1 protein-coding gene and 1 pseudogene are annotated in these 1819 nt (G+C 79.9%); both read right to left on the bottom strand.

Annotation, left to right across the window (positions count from 1 at the left end; genetic code table 11):
* Positions 1–717 (bottom strand): annotated as a pseudogene (locus tag G5C65_RS36605) (ComEC/Rec2 family competence protein); the annotation flags it as partial.
* A partial coding sequence (locus tag G5C65_RS36610; protein ID WP_420903401.1) for a ComEA family DNA-binding protein occupies positions 714–1819 on the bottom strand: 1106 nt, incomplete at its 5' end. The pseudogene G5C65_RS36605 and the gene G5C65_RS36610, both read right to left, overlap by 4 nt.

Below are 1819 nucleotides of genomic sequence, written 5' to 3' on the forward strand. Positions count from 1 at the left end.
GCCCGGCCCCGCCCGCGACGGCGGCGCGAGCCGCGCCGCCACCCGCAGCCGGGTGGACGGCAGCAGCCGGAGCCAGGCGGAGCGCCGGTCCCCGGTGTCCGTGACGAGCAGCAGCACCGGTGTCCGCACCTCCGCGCTCCCGCCGTCCGGTGTGTCCGTCCGGACCGCCTCTGCGGGGATGACCACCACACCGGCGGACCGGCGCGCACCGCGCACCTCGGGCCGGGTGAGCCGGGGGTCCCCGGTGACGGTGACCTCTGCCGTCGTACGCGCGTACCGCTCGGCCTGCTGGGGCAGCGGGCCCCGGCGCAGATCGGCCGCGTGCAGCGCGGCTCCGGTGGCACCCGCCGCGGCGCACAGGAGGGAGACGGCGGCCCCCAGCAGCAGCGCCCGCCGTGAGCGGCCCGGCCCCGGGGCACCGCCCGGTCCCCGGGCCCCGGGGGCCGGGCGCGGGCGCTGTCGGATACCGCCTCGGACAGCCGCGACGAGCAGCAGCACCGCCGTCAGGAGGCACAGCGCGATCCCGGCCGCCGCTCCGGCCCCGGAGGCGCCGAGCGCGAGCGCCGCCGCTGCCCACGCCGCGAGCGCGGGCGGGATCAGCCGCAGGTCCGGCGGGCCTTCGCCGCGGGGGTCGGCGGAGCCCAGCGGGTGCGGCGCAGCGGCGTGCACCGCCGGTCTGACCCCGCCGAGGCCCGCAGCGCGGGGCCCGGGTGTCACGGGCTCACCCGCGACTTGAGGTCCGCGAAGCGGCGTTCGCCGATGCCGTTGACCTCCTGGAGCTGGTCGACCGAGGTGAACCCGCCGTGCTCCGTGCGGTAGTCGATGATGTGCTGGGCCAGCACCGGGCCGATGCCGGGGAGCGTCTCCAACTGCTCGGGCGTCGCGGAGTTGAGGCTGACGGGGGCGCCGGACGCTCCGTCAGCGCCTGGCACGCTCCCGGGGGCGGGGCCGGGAGTGGTGCCGGGGCCCGTGCCGGGGGCGGGCGTCGGTGCCCCGCCGTCCTGCGCGCCGTTCCCCACCACGATCTGCTCGCCGTCGACAAGCGGCCGGGCGCGGTTCAGACCGCTGGTGTCGGCTCCGCTGCGCAGCCCTCCGGCGGCCTTCAGCGCGTCCGCGACCCGGGCGCCCGACGGCAGCCGCTGGATGCCCGGCTCCTGCACCTTCCCGACGACATCGATCACCAGGCGCTTGCCCGGGGCCCCGGCTGCGGGGGTACCGCCGGACCCCGGCGGGCCGCCGGACGGCTGCTCCCCCGCCGCCGGGGCCGCCGGAGTGCCCCGGGGCCGCTCGGGCGCCGCGACGGGCTGCGGGCGTCCCGTCCAGAAGTGGTGCACGGCGAAACCGGCCGCGACCAGCAGCACCACCGACAGGGCCAGCAAGGTCCTCAGCTCCATCCCACATCTCGACTGCAGCCATACGGGGAGCCGTTCGCGGATGGCGAGCCGGGCGCGCTCCCCAGCCGGGAGCCGGGGAGCGGCCGGGGCGTCCGCTCCCTGTCCGGGCTCCGGCGGGGTGCCGGGCCCGGCCGGCTTCCCGCCGGTGCGGCTCTCCGGCGGGTCCGTGCCGCCGGGAGGTCGGGAGGGTGGATCGGGCGGCCCACTCCCGTGCCCGTCCCGTTCGCCGCTCCCGCGCCCGTCCCGTTCCCGGCGCTCGCGGCTGCGCCGCACCGCCTCGCGTGCGGCGGCGACGGCCTCCGAGCGGGGCAGCACCTCCGCAGGCGGCGGACCCAGCGACGCCGTCTCCGGAAAGAGCGCCTCCGCGCGCTCCGCGGCCCGTGCCACGGGGGACGGCGGGTGTCCGCGGCGGCGGGGCCGGGGAC

Origin of the sequence: Streptomyces boncukensis (assembly GCF_011045075.1) — a bacterium.
Classification (GTDB): Bacteria; Actinomycetota; Actinomycetes; order Streptomycetales; family Streptomycetaceae; genus Streptomyces; species Streptomyces boncukensis.